The sequence below is a fragment of the Kitasatospora herbaricolor genome (assembly GCF_030813695.1).
Taxonomy (GTDB): Bacteria; Actinomycetota; Actinomycetes; order Streptomycetales; family Streptomycetaceae; genus Kitasatospora; species Kitasatospora herbaricolor.
Map to the genome: position 1 here is coordinate 5,903,685 of NZ_JAUSVA010000002.1, position 22,100 is coordinate 5,925,784.

The 22,100-nt window shown below is 72.5% G+C and carries 19 protein-coding genes; 9 read left to right on the forward strand and 10 right to left on the reverse strand.

Translation table 11 applies throughout. The features are described from left to right. Positions 1–18 precede the first annotated feature (18 nt). Positions 19–975, forward strand: coding sequence for a methylmalonyl Co-A mutase-associated GTPase MeaB (meaB, locus tag J2S46_RS26145; protein WP_191289522.1), 957 nt, complete (start codon positions 19–21; stop codon positions 973–975). A 413-nt stretch (positions 976–1,388) separates the two neighbouring features. Here meaB and J2S46_RS26150 read toward each other — a convergent pair whose 3' ends face one another. The 5 genes from J2S46_RS26150 to J2S46_RS26170 all read right to left on the reverse strand — a co-directional run bounded on the left by J2S46_RS26150 (position 1,389) and on the right by J2S46_RS26170 (position 5,195). Then, complete coding sequence (locus J2S46_RS26150; protein WP_191289523.1) at positions 1,389–1,916, reverse strand: MarR family winged helix-turn-helix transcriptional regulator; 528 nt, start codon at positions 1,914–1,916, stop codon at positions 1,389–1,391. Between the two features lie 39 nt (positions 1,917–1,955). After that, the gene (locus J2S46_RS26155) at positions 1,956–2,771 is read right to left on the reverse strand and encodes an AIM24 family protein (protein WP_191289604.1); all 816 of its coding nucleotides are present in this window, start codon (positions 2,769–2,771) and stop codon (positions 1,956–1,958) included. Positions 2,772–3,022: 251 nt separating this feature from the next. Continuing rightward, the gene (locus J2S46_RS26160) at positions 3,023–3,673 is read right to left on the reverse strand and encodes an AIM24 family protein (RefSeq protein WP_191289524.1); all 651 of its coding nucleotides are present in this window, start codon (positions 3,671–3,673) and stop codon (positions 3,023–3,025) included. Next, positions 3,673–4,311 carry an AIM24 family protein gene (locus J2S46_RS26165; RefSeq protein WP_073926094.1) on the reverse strand — a complete coding sequence of 213 codons (639 nt, stop codon included), beginning with the start codon at positions 4,309–4,311 and terminating at the stop codon, positions 3,673–3,675. The genes J2S46_RS26160 and J2S46_RS26165 overlap by 1 nt, the downstream gene beginning before the upstream one ends. A 95-nt stretch (positions 4,312–4,406) precedes the next feature. After that, entirely contained in the window at positions 4,407–5,195 is a 789-nt protein-coding gene (locus J2S46_RS26170; protein ID WP_191289525.1) for a DUF2127 domain-containing protein, read from the reverse strand. A gap of 289 nt (positions 5,196–5,484) precedes the next feature. On the opposite strand from J2S46_RS26170, the gene J2S46_RS26175 reads away from it, so the two are divergent. Then, a complete protein-coding gene (locus J2S46_RS26175; protein WP_191289526.1) occupies positions 5,485–5,823 on the forward strand; it encodes a DUF3817 domain-containing protein in 339 nt (112 codons plus the stop codon). A 70-nt stretch (positions 5,824–5,893) separates the two neighbouring features. On the opposite strand, the gene J2S46_RS26180 is transcribed toward J2S46_RS26175, so the two are convergent. After that, on the reverse strand, positions 5,894–7,531 hold the full coding sequence (locus J2S46_RS26180; RefSeq protein ID WP_229912612.1) for a M4 family metallopeptidase: 1,638 nt from the start codon (positions 7,529–7,531) through the stop codon (positions 5,894–5,896). Between the two features lie 483 nt (positions 7,532–8,014). Between J2S46_RS26180 and J2S46_RS26185 the strand changes: the two genes are divergently transcribed. The 3 genes from J2S46_RS26185 to icmA all read left to right on the forward strand — a co-directional run bounded on the left by J2S46_RS26185 (position 8,015) and on the right by icmA (position 11,010). After that, entirely contained in the window at positions 8,015–8,542 is a 528-nt protein-coding gene (locus tag J2S46_RS26185) for a MarR family winged helix-turn-helix transcriptional regulator (protein ID WP_191289528.1), read from the forward strand. Positions 8,543–8,700: 158 nt separating this feature from the next. Next, positions 8,701–9,039: a DUF3817 domain-containing protein gene (locus J2S46_RS26190; RefSeq protein WP_191289529.1), complete on the forward strand. Its 339-nt coding sequence runs from the start codon at positions 8,701–8,703 to the stop codon at positions 9,037–9,039. Positions 9,040–9,294: 255 nt separating this feature from the next. Further along, complete coding sequence (gene icmA, locus J2S46_RS26195) at positions 9,295–11,010, forward strand: coenzyme B12-dependent isobutyryl-CoA mutase large subunit (protein ID WP_191289530.1); 1,716 nt, start codon at positions 9,295–9,297, stop codon at positions 11,008–11,010. Positions 11,011–11,197: 187 nt separating this feature from the next. Here icmA and J2S46_RS26200 read toward each other — a convergent pair whose 3' ends face one another. Then, positions 11,198–11,767 (reverse strand): TetR/AcrR family transcriptional regulator, encoded by a 570-nt coding sequence (locus tag J2S46_RS26200; RefSeq protein ID WP_229912627.1) that lies wholly within the window; start codon positions 11,765–11,767, stop codon positions 11,198–11,200. A gap of 593 nt (positions 11,768–12,360) precedes the next feature. On the opposite strand from J2S46_RS26200, the gene J2S46_RS26205 reads away from it, so the two are divergent. The 4 genes from J2S46_RS26205 (at position 12,361) to J2S46_RS26220 (ending at position 16,893) form a co-directional block, all read left to right on the forward strand. After that, positions 12,361–13,356: a tetratricopeptide repeat protein gene (locus J2S46_RS26205; protein WP_191289532.1), complete on the forward strand. Its 996-nt coding sequence runs from the start codon at positions 12,361–12,363 to the stop codon at positions 13,354–13,356. Positions 13,357–14,107: 751 nt separating this feature from the next. Further along, entirely contained in the window at positions 14,108–14,770 is a 663-nt protein-coding gene (locus J2S46_RS26210) for a DUF6230 family protein (protein ID WP_191289533.1), read from the forward strand. A gap of 132 nt (positions 14,771–14,902) precedes the next feature. Then, entirely contained in the window at positions 14,903–15,529 is a 627-nt protein-coding gene (locus J2S46_RS26215; protein ID WP_191289534.1) for a DUF6114 domain-containing protein, read from the forward strand. Beyond that, positions 15,526–16,893, forward strand: a complete 1,368-nt coding sequence (locus J2S46_RS26220; protein ID WP_191289535.1) for a ribonuclease E domain-containing protein — start codon at positions 15,526–15,528, stop codon at positions 16,891–16,893. Before J2S46_RS26215 ends, J2S46_RS26220 begins: the two co-directional genes overlap by 4 nt. A 210-nt stretch (positions 16,894–17,103) precedes the next feature. Here J2S46_RS26220 and pyk read toward each other — a convergent pair whose 3' ends face one another. The 3 genes from pyk to pta all read right to left on the reverse strand — a co-directional run bounded on the left by pyk (position 17,104) and on the right by pta (position 22,045). Then, positions 17,104–18,534: a pyruvate kinase gene (pyk, locus tag J2S46_RS26225; RefSeq protein WP_191289536.1), complete on the reverse strand. Its 1,431-nt coding sequence runs from the start codon at positions 18,532–18,534 to the stop codon at positions 17,104–17,106. Positions 18,535–18,641: 107 nt separating this feature from the next. Continuing rightward, positions 18,642–19,868: an acetate kinase gene (locus J2S46_RS26230; protein WP_191289537.1), complete on the reverse strand. Its 1,227-nt coding sequence runs from the start codon at positions 19,866–19,868 to the stop codon at positions 18,642–18,644. Further along, positions 19,865–22,045 carry a phosphate acetyltransferase gene (pta, locus tag J2S46_RS26235; RefSeq protein ID WP_191289538.1) on the reverse strand — a complete coding sequence of 727 codons (2,181 nt, stop codon included), beginning with the start codon at positions 22,043–22,045 and terminating at the stop codon, positions 19,865–19,867. Before pta ends, J2S46_RS26230 begins: the two co-directional genes overlap by 4 nt. Between the last annotated feature and the right edge of the window lie 55 nt (positions 22,046–22,100).

The following is a 22,100-nucleotide window of genomic DNA, read 5'->3' on the forward strand; positions in this document are numbered from 1 at the left end:
CGATCGAGGAGTGCCCTGATGGTCGATGTGCCGACACTGGTCGAGCAGGCCCGGGCGGGCCGCCCGCGCGCCGTGGCCCGGCTGATCTCGCTGGTCGAGAACGGCGCCCCGGAGCTGCGCGAGGTGATGGCCGCCCTCGCGCCGTACACCGGGCAGGCCTTCACGGTGGGGCTGACCGGATCCCCTGGCGTCGGCAAGTCCACCTCGACCTCGGCCCTGGTCTCGGCCTACCGCCGGCTCGGCAAGCGGGTCGGGGTGCTGGCCGTCGACCCGTCCTCGCCGTTCTCCGGCGGCGCGCTGCTCGGCGACCGGGTCCGGATGCAGGACCACGCCACCGACCCGGAGGTGTTCATCCGCTCGATGGCCACCCGCGGCCACCTCGGCGGGCTCTCCTGGACGGCTCCGCAGGCCCTGCGGGTGCTGGACGCGGCCGGCTGCGAGGTGATCCTGGTCGAGACCGTCGGCGTCGGCCAGTCCGAGGTGGAGATCGCCGCCCAGGCGGACACCACGGTCGTGCTGCTGGCACCGGGCATGGGGGACGGCATCCAGGCGGCCAAGGCCGGGATCCTGGAGATCGGCGACCTCTTCGTGGTGAACAAGGCCGACCGGGACGGCGCGGACGCCACCGCCCGCGAGCTCAACCACATGCTCGGCCTGGGCGAGGCCCGCGAGCCGGGCGCCTGGCGGCCGCCGATCCTCAAGACGGTGGCGGCCCGCGGCGAGGGCGTGGACGAGGTGGTCGAGGCGCTGGAGAAGCACCGCGCCTGGCTGGAGGAGCACGGCGAACTGGCCGCCCGCCGGCGCCGGCGCGCCTCGGACGAGATCGAGGCGATCGCCCTGACCGCCCTGCGGGCCCGGATCGGCGACCTGCACGGGGACCGCCACCTGGACGCCCTGGCGGAGCGGGTGGCGGCCGGCGAGCTGGACCCGTACGGCGCCGCCGACCAGCTGGTCGCGGGGCTCACCGGGGCCTGAGCGGCCGCCGGCGGCCCGTGCGGCCGGTGCTCAGGAGGGCCTTCCCGGCTGATCCGCCGTACCCCGAACCTCCGGCCCACCGTGCAGCTGGCGACCCGGCCCGCCGGGACGCCTCGGAAGAGGACCTGTACGACCTGTTCGGTTCTGTCGTGGGCCTTTCCGAGGATGCGACGGACCGGGCCGACCGTGCCCGGTACCGGCTGACGCGAAAAGGGGCGGCATCGCTCCGCAGGCGTCGTGGACCTGCTGGTCGCCGCCACCGCCGTGCACAACGACATGACGGTCCTGCACGTCGACCGGGATTTCGCCACGCCCGCCCGGGTGGTCACCGAACTTCGCGAGCGCGACATCCGCGACCGGCTGACCGGACTTCATCCGGCCCGCGCGGGGCGCCCGCCCCGCCGGGGCCGGTCTCAGGCCCGTCCGCGCAGGTCGCGCAGGTGCTCGGCGACCGGGCCCAGCGCCGCGTACATGGCGTCGAGCTGCTCGGGCGTGAAGCGGTCGATGAAGTGCCGGCGGACGCTGCGGACGTGGTCGGGGGCGACCCGCTGCATGGTCTCCCAGCCCAGCTCGGTGAGGTGGGCGTAGAGGCCGCGGCGGTCGCCCGGACACTCCTGGCGCAGCACCAGGCCGGCCGTCTCCATCCGGGTGATCTGGTGCGAGAGGCGGCTCTTGGACTGGAGGGTGGCGGTGGCGAGGTCGGTCATCCGCATCCGCCGCTCGGGAGCCTCGGAGAGCACGACCAGGATCTCGTAGTCGTTGATCGCCAGGCCGTGCGGCTGCAGCTCGCGGCCGAGCTGGTAGTCGAGCAGCTTGCTGACCTCGAGGTGGGCACGCCAGAGCCGCTGCTCCCGGGCGGTGAGCCAGGGTGTCGTCTCCTCCTCGGTGTCGGTCGACGGCGAGGAGGAGACGACGGCGGAGTGAGGGGTGTGCGTGTCCATACGGACAGCATAGCCCGATTGGTTAAATGTTGTACAAAATTAAAGACCGAACCGTCGTCCGAGGTCACCCAGGTTACCGAGCCCCGGGATGTTCACGTTCGGCAACTGCTGGCCGCCGGCGTGACCGCCCGGCTGCTGCGGCACCCCGCCCATCGGGACACCCGCCTCGGCGTGCACCTGGCCCACCGAGCGGTCGGCCATCAGCGTCTCGGAGGACTGCAGCAGCACCTGGCCGGCCCCGATGAACTCGAACTGGTGCTCCTCGCCGGACGCCCCGCCCAGGCCGGTCAGCCGGCGCAGGCCGCCGATCAGCCCGTGCATGTAGGCCTCGTCGTAGTGGTGGCACGGCGCGGGGCAGTCCGCCCAGCCCACCAGGGCCTGCGGGTCGACCCGGATCGGCGGCTCGACGAAGTGCACCGGCCCGTTGGAGGCCGCCACGAACTTGCCGGTGCCGATCAGGGTCAGGAAGCCCGGGATGATCGACTGCTTCAGCTGCAGCGTCGGCTCGAAGGCCAGCAGGTTGCCGGAGCGGACGGTGAGGTTGCCGTTCTCCAGGTCGTACGAGTTGAGGTCGAAGGCCCGGTCGGCCAGCAGCATCTTGCCGCGGCCCTCGGCGACCACCCAGTCCGAGGCGTGCAGCGGCGAGTTGAAGTGCCGCCCGAGCATCCGGTCGACCGCGCCCGCGCCGACGCCCTTGAAGCTGATGTCGCCGTAGTAGGCGATCATCTTGCCCTTCTGCAGGAAGTACGACCCGTTCAGGTCGACCGAGAAGGCGTACGGGTTGACGTTGTCGTTGGCCGGCAGGCTGTGCGCGTCGTGCACCACCGGGCCGGAGCCGTCCTGCGCCTTGGGCAGCGGCGCCTGGGCCCCGCCGAACTGCTCCTGGGCGTAGTTCTGCTGGGGCTGCTGGGGCGGGTAGCCCTGCTGCGGGTAGCCCTGCGGGGGCGGCGGCGGGGGGTAGCCCTGCGGGGGCGGCGGCGGGTAGCCCTGCTGCGGGTAGCCCTGCGGGGGCGGCGCGTTGTACCCGGGCTGGGTCGGCTGGCCGTAGGGCGACTGCCCGTACGGGTCGGGCTGGCCGTACGGCGGCTGCTGGGGAGGGTAGGACATCAGAGCTTCTCCTCGCTCGCCTGCACGTACACCATGCCGTGGCCGGACAGCTCCAGCTGGAACGCCTCGCCCGAGCCGCGTCCGACCATGTCGCGCCAGCCCAGCGCGGTGGACAGCTTGTTGCGGACGTCGCCGCGGTGCGCGACGTACGCCTGCGGGTCGACGTGGACGGGCTGGTTGGGGGTGATCGGCAGTTCGATGACGCCGCCGTGCGCCATCACGGCGACCGCGCCGCGGCCGTCCAGCTTGGTGGTGAACAGGCCCTGGCCGGTTACCTGGCCGCGGACCATGCCCATCACCCCGCCCTGCTGGCCCATGAACATGGTGGACTGCTGGAGCGAGCCCTCGAAGGCCAGCAGGCGGTCCGCCTCCACGTAGAGGGTGTCGCCGGTCAGGTCGATCACGTGGATGTTGTGGCCGCCGTGGCCGAACATCACGGTGCCGTGGCCCTCGACCGTCATCAGCGGGGTGTCCTCGTTGGCCACCCGGCGCCCGATCATCGACATGACGCCGCCCTGGCCGCCGGTGAGGTTCGGGGTGAAGGTGACCTCGCCCCGGTAGGCGAGCATCGCGCCGCGCTGGCTGAAGACCCGCTGGCCGGGCACCATCTGTGCCTCGACCATCTTGTTGTCGATCTTCGTGAACGGCATCAGACGTCACCCCCGACGGTCAGCTTCTCGGACGGCTGGACGTAGACCAGTCCGTCGCCGGCGAACTCCACCTGCACGGCCTCGCCGCCGCCCTCGCCCATCAGCGTGGTCCAGCCCGCGCCGGACTTCAGGCTCCGGTTGAGATTGCCGGTGTGCGCGACGTACGCACCCGGGTCGACCCGCAGCGGCATGCCCTGGGAGACGCGCAGGATGATCGCCGGACCCTTGGAGGTGACGGCAGCCCAGCCGTGCCCCTCGACCTTGGTGGTGAACAGGCCGTTGCCGGACGAGATTCCGTTGAGGCCGGTGAAGCTGGTGCCGGTGTGCAGGGTCGCCTCGGTGCACAGCAGGTTGTCCGACTCGACGTAGAGCGTCTCGCCGTTCAACCGCACCAGGTTGATCTCGGTGGCCGCGTCGGCGAAGTAGCAGGTGCCCTGCCCCTTCGCCTCCATGACCACCATCTGCTCACCGGTCAGCCTGCGGGTGACCATGCCACGCAGGCCGTCACCGCCACCGGACAGTTTTTTGAAGGCGATCTGGCCGGTGTAAGCGACCATCGAGCCGTTCTTGGCCTTGACGGCGTCGCCCGTCATGTCGACGGCGAGCACCTTGGATCCTTGGAGTCGAAACTGTGCCACCGGCTGAATGTAGCGGGCCCGGGTGCCCGGGTGGGAGTGGGCGGGGCGTTCTGGTACCCAGCTGCGACAAAGTCCGCGCCCCGGCCGCCCCCCGCTCAGACCGCGGCCGTCGCCCCGTCGGGGACCGTCCCGGCCGCCTGCTCGACCTCCAGCAGCGAGGCCGAGTGCCGTTCCGCCTCGAACGCCACCACGCCGCCGCGCAGCCCGAAGAGTCGCTTGGAGAGCAGGATCCAGAGCACCGCCAGGACGTTCAGCAGGAGGGTGCAGACCTTCAACGCGGAGACGTGCTCGGTGAGCTCGTACACCTCCAGCGGCAGGAAGGCGGCGGTGGCCACCACGGTGAGGTACTCCGCCCAGCGCCGGCCCATCCAGAGCCCGACCGCCTCGACGATCTCCACCAGGGCGTAGACGACCAGTGCCAGCGCGACCACCAGCAGGGTCCGGTGCTCGTAGTCGAAGGTCTTGCGGATGGTGTCGACCACCGGGGAGTGTTCGAGGTCCCAGTGGAAGTGGTCGGTGACCGGCCGGAAGACGGTCAGGTTCTCGTCGAACAGCCGGCGCACCGAGTCCTGGCTGTTGGAGAACTTCCACACCGCCCAGGCGGCGAGGACGATCAGCAGTCCGCGCAGGAACCGCTCGACCGCGAGGAAGCGCAGGATGAAGAGGTCGCGCAGGGCCTTGCCGCGGGGGACGAGCGGGGCCTCGTCCGCGGGCCCGGAGCCGTGCGGCTCGCCGAGCGCGAAGTCGCCGCAGCGCAGGCAGCGCCAGGCGTCGCCGACGGCGGTGGCGGTGTGCAGGCGCCGGCGCAGCTCGGGTTCGGTGGGCGCGTAGGTGATGTGCCCGCGCCGCGAGCACGTCCGTCGGTCCCAGTCCGGCTTGAACATCTGGTGGTCCCCCGTATCCGTCGCGGTCGGCCCTGTTCACGGGCCGTGCGGCAGCAGGATAGAGCCCTCCGGGGCCGGCCCGGTCCGGGCGTCCGGTTCTGTGGCGCGGCTGTGACGTCGGGCACGACGGGGGGTCCGGGCCCGGGGCGGGCGTAAGGCTCGGTGATAATGGACGACGGGCTTGTGAGTCGATTCACAAGAGTCGGTCCGCAGTGGCCGCTCACCGGAGTCGGCCCGTCGGCCCCTACCCTCGCGCCCCCGTCGCCCCCGTCGCAATGAGGTACCGAACGTGAAGACCAGCAGCGCCGTCCACCGCCTGCGCCTTGTCTCCGGCCCCGAAGGCCTCTCCTTCATCCTGCTGATGGTCTGCTCGGTGCTGAAGCGCACCACCAGCTTCAACGGCGTGCCGGTGATGGGGATGATCCACGGGATCCTCTTCGTCCTGTACGTGGTCTTCCTGATCCTGGCCTGGCAGCAGCAGAAGTGGGACCTCAAGCGGGGCGCCCTGCTGTTCGTCCTCTCGGTCCTGCCGACCGGTGGCTTCTTCGCCGAGCGGATGCTCGCCAAGGAGGAGCGCGGCGAGTACCCGGCCGGCCCCGCCGCGGAGCGCGAGCCCGCCGCGGCCTGACCGGCCCGTGACATGTGACGGTGCCGGGCGCCTTCCGCAGGCGCCCGGCACCGTCCGTTTCGGGGGAGCGTCAGTTGACGTTGACGGCGCTCCAGGCGGCCGCCACCGCCTTGTACTCGGCGGACGTGGCGCCGTACAGGTCGGTCGCCGCCTTCAGGGACGCCGTGCGGGCGGCCTTGTAGTTGGTGGTGGAGGTGAAGTAGACGCTCAGCGAGCGGTACCAGATCGCGGCGGCCTTGGTGCGGCCGATGCCGGTCACCGTGGAGCCGTTGGAGGTCGGGCTGTTGTAGCTGACCCCGTTGATGGTCTTCGCGCCGCTGCCCTCGGACAGCAGGTAGAAGAAGTGGTTGGCGACGCCCGACGAGTAGTGGACGTCGAGGTTGCCCACCCCGGAGTACCAGGAGTCGGCGGAGCCGCCGTCCTTGGAGGGCTTGTCCATGTAGCGCAGCGGGGTGCCGTTCCCGTTGATGTTGATCTTCTCGCCGATGAGGTAGTCCGGCACGTCCGAGGGCAGGTTGGCGTACCACTCGACCATGGTGCCGAAGATGTCCGAGGTGGCCTCGTTGAGGCCGCCGGACTCGCCCGAGTAGTTCAGGCCGGCGGTGGCGGCGGTGACGCCGTGGCTCATCTCGTGCCCGGCCACGTCCAGCGCGGTCAGCGGGTGGGTGTTGCTCGCGCCGTCGCCGTACGTCATGCAGAAGCAGGAGTCGTCCCAGAAGGCGTTCACGTAGTTGTTGCCGTAGTGGACCCGGCTGTACGCGCCGACACCGTTGTTCTTGATGCCGTTGCGGCCGAAGGTGTTCTTGTAGTAGTCCCAGGTCGCGGCCACGCCGTACTGGGCGTCCACGGCGGCCGACTGGCCGTTGGAGACCGTGCCGTCGCCCCAGGCGTTGTCGGCGTCGGTGTAGAGGGTCCCGGTGCCGGACGTCTTGTGCTTGAGGTCGGTGGTGTACTGGCCGCCGCGGGTGGCGTCCTTCAGCTGGTACGTCGAGCCGCTCAGCGTGGTGGTCAGCGGGACGGAGCCGACGAAGACGCCCCTGCCGGTGCCGCTCGCGGTCTGGATGTCCTCGTGGGTGGCGAGCACCTCGCCGCTGGCCGCGTCGGTGACCAGGGTCTGCCGGCTCGGCGTGCCGTCGGCCCGCACGCCCTCGACCACGGTCTGGTAGGCGAGCCGCGGGCTGCCGGACGCGGCCCAGACGACCAGCTTCGCGGCGCCGGCCTGGCCGACCTCCTTCAGCGGCTGCTCGTCCTTGTCGGCGGCGACGCCGACGGTGGCGGCCACGGCGCCGGCGGCCTGCGCGGTGGCCTTGTCCGCGGACAGGGCGGGGGTGAGGCTCGGCAGCGACAGCTGCCCCTCGACGGCCTTGTCGACCGAGGTCACCGAGCCGTCGGCGCGCTGGTGCACGATCAGGTCGCCGCCCAGCACCGGCAGCCCGCCGAGGGTGCGCTCGTAGCGCAGGTGGCGGGCTCCGTCGGCGTCCACCACGGCGTCCTTGGCGACGAGCTGCTCCTGGCCGCCGAGCGTCAGTGCCTTGGCCAGCTGCACGGACTGGCCGTTCGCCAGGGCGATCAGGGTGGCGCGCTGCTGGGCGGCCTGGGCCTGCGGGGCGGGCACGGGGCCGGCCTGGGCCGTGGCGCTCACCTGGATGACGCCGGTGAGCAGGGCGGTGGCGGAGAGTACGGCGCCGGCTGCGAGCTTTCGCTTCACGTACGGATTCCTTCCGGGACAACCGCTTGTGCGCGGTCGCGCGCCGCGCTCCGGGGCACCGGGGTTAGTGCCGTGGGGCGGAACGGGCGCTGACGTGCTGCTCCGTGCGGTCACGCGGCAGCGGCCGCTGGGGTGGGCGGCGACTGCCGTACGGGGCTGGCCAGAAGCATGACAATCCATGAAGTGAAATGACAGGTCTTGCTCATTGATTGGCCACAGCTCGCCAACTCCGGCGCCGGTGTCCGACCGGTGGACGGGCCGCAACGCCTCCCCGGCCGGAGGTTTCGTCCCTGCTGACGGCCGGGTCGGCGGCGATCCGGCGAACGTCCACGCTTCGCCGCACGGTTGACGCCGGTTCACACCCTTGTAATGTCCTGGTATGTACCTGGGTGAGGGCTTGGCGAGATCCCGCCAGCGCCCCGGGCTTGTCCACCATCAGGGACGCCTGGTACCCGCCCCGGTGCCCGCCGGTACGGTAAGGACGTGGCCAAGCCCCTCGCACTCGACTTCGACCCGATCGCCCGCGCCGACGAGCTCTGGACCCGCCGCTGGGGCGGCGTCCCCTCGATGGCGGCGATCACCTCGGTCATGCGCGCCCACCAGATCCTGCTCGCCAGGGTCGACGCCGTGCTCAAGCCGTACGGGCTGACCTTCGCCCGCTACGAGGCCCTGGTGCTGCTCACCTTCAGCCGGACCGGCGAGCTCTCGCTCTCCAAGATCGGCGAGCGGCTGATGGTGCACCCCACCAGCGTCACCAACACCGTCGACCGGCTGGAGCGGGCCGGCCTGGTGACCCGCCGGCCCAACCCGCTGGACGGCCGCGGCGTGCTCGCCTCGATCACCGACCGCGGCCGCCAGGTCGTCGAGGAGGCGACCAGGGAGCTGGTCGCGATGGAGTTCGGCATGGAGGACTACGACGCCGACCAGTGCCGGCAGGTGTTCGACCTGCTCAGGCCGCTGCGGGTGTCGGCGGGCGACTTCGTCCCGGACGAGGAGCGGGCCGACCGCTGACCGGCACCGCCCGCACGGGCGCCCGGCGGGGCGTCCGGCCGGTGGTCGCGCCACGGCGGGGGCGCGCGCGGGGCGGCGCCGGGCGGCGGCTACCCTCGGGGGAGCGGTGCGCAGATCCGGACGTACCAACCGATCTTGCCGAGCGAGGCGATGTAGGAATGAAGGCGACCCCCCTGCTGGGCTGGTACCGGGCCCTGGCCGTGGCGACCGGCTGTGCGCTGCTGGTCTTCTGCGGCTTCATGGTGGCGAAGTACGGCTTCGGCTCGGCCGAAGAGATCACCACCTATGTGGCGATGCTCCACGGCTACCTCTACATCGGGTACTTCGTGGTCACGTTCATGCTCGGCCAGAAGCTCAAGTGGCCGCTCGGCCGCCTGATCTTCACCCTGGCCGCGGGCTGCATCCCGTTCGCCTCCTTCGTGGCCGAGCGGCGCGTGGTGCGCGAGGCCGCCGAGCAGCCCCCGGTCGGCGCCGCGCAGCAGACCGCCGGCGTCTGACCGGAGCGCCGGGCCCGTACGCGTCGAGGGCGCCCCTCCCCCCAGCCGGGGGAGGGGCGCCCTTCCGCATGCCCGCGGGGGGTTCGCGCCGGGGTCGAAGCCGAAGCGGGTGCGAGCCGGTGCCCCCGGGCGGGCGTCCGCTCCCCGGTGTGGTGCCATCGACAATTACTAGGACATCCTAGTAAATTGTCAGGACGTCCTACCAGCTTTGCCGCCCCGACGCAGTGGCGGCCGTACGGAGCGGAGTTCGGCTCAATGGACGCCGAAGAGATCGAGCGCGGCAGACAGCGCTGGCAGCAGCGCTACGACAGCGCGCGCAAGCGCGACGCGGACTTCAGCACGCTCTCCGGCGACGAGGTCGCGCCGATGTACGGCCCGCCGCCCGGCCAGCCCGTCGAGGGCTTCGAGCGGATCGGCTGGCCCGGCGAGTACCCCTACACCCGGGGCCTGCACGCCACCGGCTACCGCGGTCGGACCTGGACCATCCGCCAGTTCGCCGGCTTCGGCAACGCCGAGCAGACCAACGAGCGCTACCGGATGATCCTGGAGGCCGGCGGCGGCGGCCTCTCGGTCGCCTTCGACATGCCGACCCTGATGGGCTACGACTCCGACGACGCCAAGTCGCTCGGCGAGGTCGGCCACTGCGGGGTCGCCATCGACTCGGCCGCCGACATGGAGGTGCTCTTCCGGGGCATCCCGCTCGGCGAGGTCACCACCTCGATGACGATCAGCGGCCCGGCCGTGCCGATCTTCTGCATGTACCTGGTCGCGGCCGAGCGCCAGGGTGTCGACCCGGCGGTGCTCAACGGCACCCTGCAGACCGACATCTTCAAGGAGTACATCGCCCAGAAGGAGTGGCTCTTCGCCCCCGAGCCGCACCTGCGCCTGATCGGCGACCTGATGGCCTACTGCGCCGAGGGCATCCCCGCGTACAAGCCGCTGTCCGTCTCCGGCTACCACATCCGCGAGGCCGGGGCGACGGCCGCGCAGGAGCTCGCCTACACGCTGGCGGACGGCTTCGCGTACGTCGAGCTGGGCCTGTCGCGCGGGCTGGACGTGGACGTCTTCGCGCCCGGCCTGTCCTTCTTCTTCGACGCGCACCTGGACTTCTTCGAGGAGATCGCCAAGTTCCGCGCCGCCCGCCGGATCTGGGCCCGCTGGATGCGCGACCGCTTCGGCGCCAGGACCGACAAGGCGCAGTGGCTGCGCTTCCACACCCAGACCGCCGGCGTCTCGCTGACCGCCCAGCAGCCGTACAACAACGTGGTCCGCACCGCGGTCGAGGCGCTCTCCGCCGTCCTCGGCGGCACCAACTCGCTGCACACCAACGCCCTGGACGAGACCCTGGCGCTGCCCTCCGAGCAGGCCGCCGAGATCGCCCTGCGCACCCAGCAGGTGCTGATGGAGGAGACCGGCGTCGCCAACGTGGCCGACCCGCTGGGCGGCTCCTGGTACGTCGAGGCGCTGACCGACCGGATCGAGGCGCAGGCGGAGGAGATCTTCGCCCAGATCCTGCGGAAGTCCGAGCAGGCGCACGGCGGCCGGGCGAAGGGCGCCGACGAGCACGAGATCGGCCCGATCACCACCGGCATCCTGCGCGGGATCGAGGACGGCTGGTTCACCGGCGAGATCGCCGAGGCCGCCTTCGCGTACCAGCAGGCCGTGGAGAAGGGCGACAAGCGCGTCGTCGGCGTCAACTGCCACCCCCGGAGCGTCACCCCGGAGCTGGAGATCCTCCGGGTCAGCCACGAGGTCGAGCGCGAGCAGGTGCGGGTGCTGGCCGCCCGCCGGGCCGCGCGCGACGAGGCGGCCGTCAAGGCGGGGCTGGACGCGATGCTCGCCGCGGCCCGCTCCGGCGAGTCGATGATCCCGCCGATGCTGGACGCCGTGCGGGCCGAGGCCACCCTCGGCGAGATCTGCAACCTGCTCCGCGAGGAGTGGGGCATCTACCGGGAGACCGCCAGGTTCTGACGCCTGGCGGCCGGGCGGTCGACACCTGACCGGACGCCGTCCGGCTCCACGCCCCGGACCCGACCCGGGACGGCCCTGCGGCCGTCCCGGGTTCCGGCGTGCCCGGAAGCGGGCGGCGTGCCCGGCCGTGTCCGGCGCCGGGCGGTCGGGGGGCGGGGGCCGGCGGGAGGGGCCGCCGGCGCGGCGGTCAGGCCGCGCCGCCGCCGGCGAGGTGCGGGAAGGGGCCGAGCAGCAGCGTGGTGAACCGGCGGATCCACTCGGGCGTGACCGGCTCGCCGCTGACCAGGATCCGGTGTTCGACGGTGCCGGCGACGGTGTCGAAGATGATGTCGATCTCCTCGGCCGCCGCCTCCTCGTCGAGGTCCGGGTCGAGCTCGCCGCGGGCCTGGGCGTAGGCCCGGCCCTGGCGGACCAGCTGCTTCTGCGGGTCGACGATGGCCTCGCGGATGCGGCGGCGCAGCTGCGGGTCGCGGGTGCCCTCGGCGAACAGCGCCAGCAGGGCGGCCTGGGTCTCCGGCCGGGCCAGCAGCTCGGCGAACTCCCGTACCACGGCCTCGATGTCGGCGCGCAGGCTGCCCAGGTCGGCCAGCACCAGTTCGTCGAAGAGGGTGGCGACGGCGTCGACCACCAGCTCGTTCTTGGAGGGCCAGCGGCGGTACAGGGTGGTCTTGGCGACGCCGGCGCGGGTGGCGACGTGTCCCATGGTGAGCCCGCCCCAGCCGAGTTCGGCGAGGGTCTCCCGGGTGGCGTCCAGGATCGCGCGGTCGGCGGCGGCGCTGCGCGGCCGGCCCTTGGCCCGGGCGGCGCCCTCCGGCCCCGGGCTCCCCGCTGCGGTGTCCTCCGCCGTGGTGCCGGCGGCGCCCGGGGCGCCCTCCGGGGCGGTGGCCGGCCGGTCCGTCGGCCGCGGGCCGACGGCGTCCTGGGTCACGGCGTCCTGGGCCACGGGGATCTGGGCGGCGGACACCGGGCCTCCTTGCGTTCTACCAGTAAGTAACTTGGGTGGGGGACGTAACGGTAGCGACTGATCGTGCCCGATGGCAGCCGCCCGGGCCGCGAAAGTGGGGCAGCTCACGTCCCGCGTTGACGGCATGGGCTTGCGGCGGGGGGCCTCGGTGCAGTTACGCTACGACTCGTAGCGAAAGAGTGACGACCGAGCGCCATCGCTCCTCTGCCGGGGAGCCTCGTGGGACGAGATGGCGCGCGGTGCGGGTGGGGATCCGCACCGAAGGGTTCAGTTTCACCGGGGGCGGGGTGTTCCCGCCCGGGCGGTTCGGGCCACGCAGACCAGCGCGGCGCGACTTTCCCGGCGGATGGCGCCCGCCACCAGCACGGACGGGGGAGGATAGTGCCATGCAGCCACGGAATTCGCATCTGAACAGCTCCGCCCTGCGCGGCGCGGTCGACCTCGCCGCAGTGAAGGCAGCCGGCGAGGCTGCCCAGAAGGCCGAGCAGGCCAGGGCCGAGCGGGCCCGCCAGGCGGCGGCCGCCGAGGAGGCCGGGATCGCCCCGGCCGGCCCGGCCTACCCGCTCGTCATCGACGTCACCGCGGACACCTTCGAGGCCGAGGTCGTCCAGCTCTCGGGCGAGGTCCCGGTCGTCATCGACTTCCGGTCCGGCCGCAGCGCCCTCAGCGCGCAGCTCAGCCCGGTCCTGGAGAGCCTGGCCGAGGAGTACGCCGGCCGGATCGTGCTGGCCCGGATCGACGTGGACACCAGCCCGGTGATCGCCCAGCAGTTCGGGCTGCAGGCCGTTCCGACGGTGATGGCCGTGGTGGCCGGCCAGCTGGTGCCGCTCTTCCAGGGCGCCGAGAGCGAGTCCAACATCCGTCAGGTGCTCGACCAGCTGATCATGGTGGCCGAGCAGCGCTTCGGCGTGGTCGGCGGCGCGGGCGCGGGCGCGCCCGCCGGCGGCGAGCAGCTTCCGTACGTCCCCGAGGACCCGGCGCTGGCCGCCGCGCACGACGCGCTGGACCGGGGCGACCTGGGTGGCGCGATCCAGGCCTACCAGAACGTGCTGCTGGACCAGCCCGGCAACACCGAGGCCAAGCTCGGCCTGGCCCAGGCGCAGCTGCTGCGCCGGGTGGAGGCCTTCGACCCGCAGGCCGTCCGGGCGGCCGCGGCCGCCGACCCCAAGGACGTCGCGGCCCAGCTGGACGCGGCCGACCTGGACCTGGTGGGCGGGCACGTCGAGGACGCCTTCGGGCGCCTGGTCGACACCGTCGGCCGGACCTTCGGGGAGGACCGCGACAAGGCCCGGCTCCGCCTGCTGGAGCTCTTCGAGGTGATCGGCGCCGAGGACTCCCGGGTGACGGCGGCCCGTGGCGCGCTGGCCCGGGTGCTCTTCTGAGCCCTGCCGGCGGGCCCGGCCGGAGCGCCCCCGCGGCTCCTTGCGGGCCCGGCCGGCCCGTTCGGTCGCCGTGGTACTGGCACGGCGGGTGACCTGCGGTGTCGCTGGCGATTTGGCGACATTCCGGTCATCCCCGCCGAGGTTTACCAAATCTTGACAACGCCCCTGGACGGTCACCGCCGGTGACCGTCCAGGGGTGTTTCCTCGGTGTTTCTGGGGGATTTCCCCGGCACGAATCCTTCATTTCGTCACACTGGGTGCACGACGGGCCAAAACCATGATCAACGTCGCCTGTTGTTGGATTACCCGTCAGTAACGAACCTCTTGTGCTTCGCCCGGGATTCAAGCACGATCGGCGACGCCTGGTCCCCACACTTCACCTCCCGGCAGCCGGCCGGAGAAGCGGAGCACGGGATCCCCACCGGGCAAGCCGACGGCTCCGGCCGCCGGCGGGGAGGGCAGGGGGGTATCCGCGGTCCCACGGCGGTTCCTGTCCTTCGAACGGCCGCGCAGCCCGCGCGGTCGCTGGTTGTCGCTCGGGGGTGATCGCCGATGTCGTCGGCCGTACCCGCCATCCCACAGGTGGCCGGTGCAGGACCGGGAGTGCCGTCACGGACGGCCGCGCCCGACTCCGACGGCACTCATGGCGCTCTCCGCTACCGAGGACGTAGCTCTCTCCCATCCCAGGCCACCGCCGGTGCGGCACGCACCGGGAGGTGCCGGAGATGTACGTCCTAGAAGGAGGACTCGCATGTCCCAGACTTATGGCAAGACCCGCTGGAAGCGTTTCGCCCTGGTGATGCTCCCGAGCCTGGCGGCCACCGGCGCCATCGGTGTCGGCCTGGCGAACAGCGCCCTCGCGGCCTCGTTCAGCATCTCCGGCCAGAGCTTCAAGGTCACCGCCGAGGAGCTGCACGGCGAGAAGTTCGCCCAGTTCGGCACGATCGACGTGCAGAAGAACAACACCACCGTGCCGGTCGCGGTCTCCGCGTTCGACAGCGCCACCATCAAGAAGATGTGCCAGTCGGTCGTCACCGACCCCAACATCATCCCGCTGCCGTTCAAGCTCCCGGTCATCACGCTGCGCCTGGAGGCGGGTGACAGCGCCGACCCGAAGAAGCAGGTCGTCGCCAGCAACCTGCTGATCGACCTGGACGAGCTGTACGCGGACGCCGAGTTCACCAACATCAACATCGGCCAGGACGCGTCCACCCTCACCGGCACGGCCACCAAGGACTGGAAGTCCGCCCTCGGCGGCACCAAGCCCACCGGTGGCGTCGGCTTCGCCCAGGCCGCCGACAAGGCGGACCTGTACAACGTGAAGCAGCGTGCCTGGGCCACCTCGGCCGGCAACTTCAAGCTGAACGGCCTGAGCCTCAAGCTCTACACCGACAGCGGCCACGAGTGCTACTGAGCCGATGACCGCGGGCGCGCCTGACGGCGCGGCCGGGTAGCAGGCCCGGCGGCCGGGAGCGGCGTTCAGACGCCGCTCCCGGCCGCGTCACCGATTTTTCCTACCTCGTTCACATCATCGAGGAGCTGCATCATGTCCAGCGCAACGGCCGACGCGTGGTCCGAAGGCGAGAACCTCTTCACCCGGTTGCGGCTGCGGTTCCGTAGCTGGCGCCGCACCCGGCCGTTCTGGGCCGGACTACTGGCCATGATCGCCGGCGTTCCGATCATGTACCTCCCCTACGCGCACCTCTCCCTCGGCGGCATGACGGTGGCGATGTCCACCACGGCCGGCGCGGGATCCCTGATCATCGGCATCCTGCTGATGGTGCTCGGCCTCACCGCCTGGTACCAGCCGGCCGTCCGGGTCTTCGCCGGTGTGGCCACCACCCTGCTCACCCTGGTCTCCATCCCGGTCTCCAACCTGGCCGGCTTCGGCCTGGCGCTGATCCCGGGCCTGGTCGGCGGCGGGCTGATGGTCTCCTGGGCGCCGCTCAAGGAGCGGGCCGCCACCGACCTGCCGGCCGCCGGTGACGGCACCGCCGACGAGGCCGCCGGAACCGAGGGCGCCGCCCACGCCGCCGACGGGAGCGCGACCGAGGTCGTCCTGGCCGTCGCCGAGCAGGCCGACGCCGAACCGGTCCAGGGCCCCAGGCACGCGGCCCCGGCCGCCCGTACCGACATCCCCGCCCAGGCGGGGGAACCGGAGGAGGCGCGGTGACCACGGAGGACCGCACCGAGCCCGGGATCCCGGACCGGCGCTCCGGTGCCCGGCACGCGGCCCCGCGGGTCCCGGCCCGGAGCCGGCTGCGCGGGCGGGCGCTCGCGATGGCCGCGGTGCCGACCGCGCTGCTGATGGGAGCCGTCTACGCGCCCTCGATGGCCTCGGCCGACACCCCGGCCGGCAAGGCCTGCGCCAGCGCCCCGGACCTCGCCCCGTCGAGCCAGGCGCCGGAGCCGGCCCAGGACACCGTCCTGTCGGAGACGCCGGTCCCCAAGAACGAGCTCACGCCGCTGCCCGGCCCGTCCCTGCCGGGGTCCGAGGCGCCCGCCCCGACCGCCGCCCCGGCGCCCTCCACGTCCGCCGCGCAGAGCCCCGCCGCGCAGAGCCCCGTCGCGCAGGCCCCCGCCGCCAAGAGCGGCAGCGCCACCGGCGGCCAGGTGGTCGGTGCGGCGTACGTGGTGCCCGCCGTGGGCACCGCGGCGGCCCCGGCCGTGGCCCCGGCCGGCCTGATCGGCGACATCATCGGCGGCATCGGCGATCTGCTGACCCCCGGCGGCAAGGCGAGCCCCTCGCCGTCCGCCTCGCCCTCGCCCTCCGCCGCCGCGCCCGCACCGCTCGGGGCCCAGGCCGTGGCCCCCGCGCGGCCCGCCGCCGGTACGGTCTCCGCCGCTCCGGCGCCCTCCCCGGACGCCACCGCCAAGGCCACCCCGAAGGCCACCGCGAGTCCGAAGGCCACCACCGGCGCCAAGCCGGCCGCGAGCGCCCCGGCGGCCGCCGCGTCCGCCTCGCCGAAGCCGTCCGCCTCGCCGACCGCCAACCCGAACTGCGCGGTGGACACCAGCTCGGTGGCCGCCCGCGCGGCGACCGGCGGCGACGTGGTGCCCGAGCAGAACTGGACGCTGCGCAGCAGCCGGCTCGGCCTGCACGGCGCGGTGTTCAACGGCGTGTACGACGTCCGGACGGTCGCCGGCACCAAGCGGGTGCTCAAGTTCACCGTCTCCAGCGTCGACATCGAGAACCTCGACATGTCGACCCTTCAGGGCAACGGCAAGACCTTCCACGTCAAGGGCGGCCCCGGCACCACCTCGACCATGCGCAACGGTCCGGTCACCATGTACGTCGAGCGGCTCTCCGGCCACCTGTCGAAGCTGCTCGGCCTGCCGATCCCGATCGACCTGGGCGAGATCACCCTCACCCCGGACACCCTGCCGCGCTGGCTCTGGGACCTCATCGGCGCCGTCCCGATCCCGCTCGACATCGAGCTCACCAAGGTCGAGGCGGTCCAGGCCGGCCAGTTCCGCGGCACGCTCAAGATCCCGGGCATGCACCTCTACAAGGACGACGAGCCCTACACCAACTGACGGGCCGTCCGCCTCTGTTCGCCGTACGCCTCAGGCCCGACCGGTTCGCCCGGTCGGGCCTGAGGCGTACGGGCCCCGGGGAGGGCCTCAGGGGGCGGCGGGCCCCGCCCGGCCACCGCGCCCACCGGGGCGGCCCGGGGCGGCCCGGGAACGCCGCAGGGCGGCTCCTCCGGCATCGGAGGGGCCGCCCTGCGGGCGTCGGGCGCCGGATCAGACGTCGGCGCGCGTGCCCAGGTGGTGCACCTGGACCATGTTGGTGTTGCCGGGGACGCCGGGGGGCGAACCGGCGGTCACGATCACGGTGTCGCCCTCGGCGAGGTCACCCATGTTGAGCAGCTCGCGGTCGACCTGCAGCACCATCTCGTCGGTGGAGCCGACCTGCTCGGTCACGTGCGACTCGACGCCCCAGCTCAGGGTGAGCTGGTTGCGGGTGGCGGCGTCCGGGGTGAACGCGACCACCGGGATCGGCGAGCGGTAGCGCGACAGCCGGCGGGCCGTGTCACCGGACTTGGTGAAGGCCACCAGCGACTTGGCGTTGAGGAAGTCGCCCAGCTCGCACGCGGCGCGGGCGATCGAGCCGCCCTGGGTGCGCGGCTTGCGGCCCGGGTTCAGCGGCTGCAGGCCCTGCTCCAGCAACTGCTCCTCGGCGGTCTCGGCGATCCGGCTCATGGTGCGCACGGTCTCGACCGGGAACTTGCCGACGCTCGACTCGGCGGACAGCATGACCGCGTCGGCGCCGTCCAGGATGGCGTTGGCGACGTCCGAGGCCTCGGCGCGGGTCGGGCGCGAGGCGTGGATCATCGACTCCATCATCTGGGTGGCGACGATGACCGGCTTCGCGTTGCGGCGGGCCAGGGTGATCAGCTGCTTCTGGACCAGCGGCACCCGCTCCAGCGGGTACTCGACGGCGAGGTCGCCACGGGCGACCATGATGGCGTCGAAGGCGAGGACGATCTCCTCCATCGCCTCGACGGCCTGCGGCTTCTCGATCTTGGCGATGACCGGCACGCGGATGCCGACCTCGTCCATCACCTTGTGCACGTCGTCGATGTCCGCGGCGTTGCGGACGAAGGACAGCGCGACCATGTCGACGCCCAGCTCCAGCGCGAAGCGCAGGTCGTCCTTGTCCTTCTCGGACAGGGCGGGGACGTTGACGGCGGCACCGGGGAGGTTGATGCCCTTGTTGTTCGAGAGCACGCCGCCCTCGACGACGACGGTCTTCACGCGGGGGCCGTCGACGCTGACGACCTCCAGCGCGATGACGCCGTCGTTGATCAGGACCGGGTCGCCGGGCTTCACGTCGCCGGGCAGGCCCTTGTAGGTGGTACCGCAGATGTGCTGGTCACCGGGGACGTCCTCGGTGGTGATGGTGAACTCGTCGCCGTTGTCGACGGTCACCGGCCCGTTGGCGAAGGTCGCCAGGCGGATCTTCGGACCCTGCAGGTCGGCGAGGATGCCGATCGGGCGTCCGGTGTCCTCGGACACCTGGCGGACCTTGCGGTACCGCTCCTCGTGCTCCGGGTGGGAGCCATGACTCATGTTGAGTCGGGCGACGTTCATGCCCGCCTCGACGATGGCCTTCAGCTGTTCGTAGGAGTCCGTCGCCGGACCCAGGGTGCAGACAATTTTCGCTCGGCGCATATGGGTCAGTCTATCCGTTCGTGTTATGGGGGCATTCGGCGCGAATCACCAGGGATCGCCGACGAAGCATTCCGAGGGGTGGGACGGCGCGTGGACCTGCGGTCTTCTCAGGCCTCCGCGCGGACCAGCGCGAAGGCCTGCCGGGCGATCTCCAGCTCCTCGTCGGTGGGCACCACGGCGACGGTCACCCGTGGAGCCCCCCCGGTGCGCAGGAATTCCGGGGAGATCACCCGGGCCCGGTCGGAGCGGATCGAGTTCAGCGCCGGGTCCACCGCGATGCCCAGCGCCTCCAGGCCGGCGGTCGCCGCGGCCCGCACCGGCGCCGCGTTCTCGCCCACGCCCGCGGTGAACGCGATCGCGTCCACCCGGCCGAGCACCGCGTAGTAGGCGCCGATGTACTTGCGCAGCCGGTGGACGTACACCTCGAAGGCCAGCCGGGCGTCCGCGTCGCCCTCCTCCGAGCGGCGCAGGACCTCCCGCATGTCGTTGTCCCCGCAGAGGCCGAGCAGGCCGCTGCGGCGGTTCAGCAGGTCGTCGATCTCGTCGACCGACAGCCCGCCGACCCGGTGCAGGTGGAACACCACGCCGGCGTCGACGTCCCCGGACCGGGTGCCCATCACCAGCCCCTCCAGCGGGGTGAGCCCCATCGAGGTCTCCACGCAGCGCCCGCCGGCCACCGCCGAGGCGGAGCCGCCGTTGCCGAGGTGCAGCACGATCACGTTGACCTCGGCCGGGTCCTTGCCGAGCAGCCGGGCGGTGGCCCGGGAGACGTACTGGTGGGAGGTGCCGTGGAAGCCGTAGCGGCGTACCCGGTGCTCGTCCGCGACCTGCCGGTCGATCGCGTACCGGGCCGCGTGCTCGGGCATGCCGGTGTGGAAGGCGGTGTCGAAGACGGCCACCTGCGGCAGGTCCGGCCGCAGCGCCCGGGCCACCTCGATGCCGGTGATGTTGGCCGGGTTGTGCAGCGGAGCGACCGGGATCAGCCGGCGGATCTCGGCCAGCACCTCGTCGGTGACCAGGGTGGGTTCGGTGAACCGCAGGCCGCCGTGCACCACCCGGTGGCCGATCGCGGCGAGTTCCGGGGAGTCCAGGTCGAGGCCGTCGGCGGCCAGCTCGCCGGCGACGGCCTTCAGCGCGGCGCCGTGGTCGGGGAAGGCCTGCAGCGACTCGCGCCGCTGCCCGCCGGGCGGGGTGTGCACCAGCCGGCCGGCCGGCTCGCCGATCCGCTCCACCAGGCCGGAGGCCTGCCGCGAGCCGTCCAGCATGTCGATCAGCTGGTACTTCACCGAGGACGATCCCGCGTTCAGGACGAGGACCCGGGTGCCTTCGCTCAACTCTGCTGCGCTCCTTCGGGGCGATCCGTGCGGGGGCTGTCCGTGCGGGGTTCGGCACCGACGCCGTCGGCGGTCCGGCCGGTCTGCGACTGGATCGCGGTGATGGCCACGGTGTTGACGATGTCCTCGACCAGCGCCCCCCGCGAGAGGTCGTTGACCGGCTTGCGCAGGCCCTGCAGCACCGGGCCGACCGCCACCGCGCCGGCCGACCGCTGGACGGCCTTGTAGGTGTTGTTGCCGGTGTTCAGGTCGGGGAAGATCAGCACCGTCGCCCGTCCGGCCACCGCCGAGCCCGGCAGCTTGGTGGCCGCGACATGGGCGTCCACCGCGGCGTCGTACTGGATCGGGCCCTCCACCAGGAGGTCCGGGCGCAGCTCGCGGACCAGCTCGGTGGCCTTGCGGACCTTGTCCACGTCCGCGCCCGAGCCGGAGGTGCCGGTGGAGTAGGACAGCATCGCGACCCGCGGCTCGACGCCGAACTGGGCCGCGGTGTCGGCGGACTGGACGGCGATGTCGGCGAGCTGCCGGGCGTCCGGGTCGGGGTTGACCGCGCAGTCGCCGTACACCAGCACCTTGTCGGCGAGGCACATGAAGAAGACCGAGGAGACGATGGCCGCGCCCGGCGAGGTCTTGATCACCTCGAAGGCGGGCCGGATGGTCGCGGCGGTGGAGTGCACGGCGCCGGAGACCATGCCGTCGGCGATGCCCTCCTGGACCATCAGGGTGCCGAAGTACGAGACGTCGGTGACCACGTCCAACGCGAGTTCCACCGTCATGCCCTTGTGCGCGCGGAGCCGGGTGTACAGCTCGGCGAACTGCTGGCGCAGCGGGCTGGTCGCCGGGTCGACGATCCGCAGCCGGGCGCGGTCCCCGGCGGGCTCGGCCGGCAGGTCCAGGCCGAGCGAGGAGGCCTTGCGGCGGACCTCCTCCGGGTCGCCGAGCAGGGTGAGGTCGCAGATGTTGCGGCGCAGCAGCACCTCGGCGGCGCGCAGTACCCGCTCCTCGGTGCCCTCCGGCAGGACGACGTGCCGGCGGGCGGCGCGGGCCCGCTCCAGCAGCTCGTGCTCGAACATCATCGGCGTGACCCGCTCGGACCGGCTCAGCTCGATCCGCTTGGTCAACTCGGCCGTGTCGACGTGCAGTTCGAAGAGGCCCAGGGCGATCTCGGCCTTCCGCGGGCCGGCCGCGTCGAGCCGGCCCTCCAGGTGGGTCAGCGCGGCGGCGGTGATCCAGCTGCCCTCCGGGACGACCGCCACCGGGGTGCCGGGGGCGAGCCGGGCGGCCAGCGCCATCACGTCGGGGCCGGGGTGCTGGCCGAGCGTCAGCAGCACGCCGGCGATCGGCGGGGCGCCGGCCGCGTGCGCCGCCAGCGAGCCGATCACCAGGTCGGCGCGGTCCCCGGGGGTGACCACCAGGGCGCCCTCGGTCAGCGCGGTGAGGAAGGTCGGCAGCATGGCGCCGCCGAAGACGAAGCCGCGGACGTCCCGGGCCAGGCCCGCGGCGTCGCCGAGCAGCAGCTCCGCGCCGGTCGCCTCGACCAGTTGGGCGACCGTCGGCGCGGCGAGCGCCGGCTCCTCGGGGATCACGTACGCCGGTATCGGCAGCTTCGCGGCCAGTGCCCGCAGGACCTCCTCCTTGGCCCCGGGGGCGACCCGGTTGGCGATCATGGCCAGGGTGGCGCAGCCCAGGTCGCGGTAGGCCCGGTAGGCGTTGCGCACCTCGGCGACCACGGCCTGCGGGTCCTCGGCGTGCCCGCCGACCACCGGGAGCACGGCCGCGCCGAACTCGTTCGCCAGGCGGGCGTTGAAGGCCAGTTCATCCGGGATGTTGGTGCCGGCGAAGTCGGTGCCGAGGATCAGGACGGCCTGGCAGTCGCGCTCCAGCGCGCGGAACCGCTCCACCAGGGCGCCGACCAGTTCGTCCTGGCCCTGCGCGGCCTGCAGGGCGGCGGCCGCCTCGTAGGTGAGGCCGTACATCTCGGTGGCGGGCAGGTCCAGCCGGTACCGGTCGCGGAGCAGCTCGACCACGTGGTCGCCGCCGGGTGCGTGGGCGTGCACCAGCGGGCGGAAGACGCCGACGCGGTCCACCTGGCGGGTGAGCAGTTCCATGACCCCCAGTTCGACGGCCTGCCGGCCGTCGCCCCGGTCGATCCCGGTCACGTACACGCTGCGCGCCACGTGGTCGCCTCCGCTTCCCGCTGCTTCAGATGGTCATATTGACCCTACCTTCGCA